Origin of the sequence: Psychrobacter glacincola (assembly GCF_965118485.1) — a bacterium.
Taxonomy (GTDB): domain Bacteria; phylum Pseudomonadota; class Gammaproteobacteria; order Pseudomonadales; family Moraxellaceae; genus Psychrobacter; species Psychrobacter glacincola_D.
In genome coordinates, this window is sequence record NZ_CBCPJH010000082.1 from 1 (window position 1) to 1,071 (window position 1,071).

The window sequence follows — 1,071 nt, forward strand, 5'->3', positions numbered from 1 at the left end:
CTTGGATTCAACATCGAAGTGCAACGCACCCGAATCTAGATTTTACCTCAAGCGGTGTTCTAAACCCTAGCACCTTTCTAGGTCGATTATTTAAACTGTCTTCAATCGACTGAACTAAGTGACTGCATAGGTTATCTAGACGCATCGACTTAGGTAGAAACTGACGAATTAACCCATTGGTATTCTCATTCGTTCCACGCTCCCAAGAATGATAAGGCTGAGCAAAGTAAATATCAGCCTTCAACGCTGTTGCCATCGTTTCATGGTCAGCAAACTCTTTACCGTTATCAAAGGTGATACTTAACGCCTGTTCACCTTTTAGCATGCCAATACAAGCTTGTGTGACGGCTACTGCCTTGCGATTGGGTAGCGCTTTGATCTTAGTCTCTCGAGTTGTTCTATCCACTAGAGTGACAAGCACACCCTGATGTCCGTGACCAACCACCGTATCCCCTTCATAATCGCCTATACGACTGCGCGTATCAATGATACTAGGACGCTCAGTGATATCACAGCGGTTCGCTATTTTCCCACGCCTATCATTGCCTTGCAGACGGCGTTTCCTATAGCGCTTTTGACATCTAAGGGCGTTGTGTAGATCACCCCCTGCCTTTTTGTCAGTATAGATGTGTTGGTATATTGATTCATGGCTTGGGACCTCTTGCCAACCCAGCATCTTCAGTCGCCCTGTGATCTGTTCAGGTGAGTATCTCTTGTTTAACAAGTGCTCAATATAGCACCAGCCAAAGCGGCTGATCTGTGCGCTATTCACAACTTTGCGCTCTTTTGCCAAACGATGGGCTTGTTTGGGGCGATAACCCCTTTGTCCTATGTTTCGCTTTATCTCTCGACTGACCGTTGATTTATGACAGCCGATAATTCTAGCTATTTCACTGAGACTCTTTTTAGCTTGCAATAGCGCTGATATTTGATATCTTTGCTCTTGGGTAAGATGTGTATAGTGTTTCATAACGTTCTGATATGTAGGAGTTGAAGTTTGAAATGCAACACGGCACATCTTACTCTTCAACTCATTCTTTTGAAACGTTGCACTTCTTATTTGAATCTAGG

The 1,071-nt window shown here is 44.2% G+C and carries 1 protein-coding gene; it reads right to left on the reverse strand.

The genetic code is table 11. The features are described 5' to 3' along the window. Positions 1-7: 7 nt before the first annotated feature. On the reverse strand, positions 8-970 hold the full coding sequence (locus tag ACMHKH_RS14610) for an IS30 family transposase (protein ID WP_413521348.1): 963 nt from the start codon (positions 968-970) through the stop codon (positions 8-10). Positions 971-1,071: the final 101 nt, after the last annotated feature.

Excerpts from the sequence above, each read along its gene's own strand:
- ACMHKH_RS14610 (WP_413521348.1), bottom strand. The coding sequence starts at position 970 with ATGAAACACTATACACATCTTACCCAAGAGCAAAGATATCAAATATCA.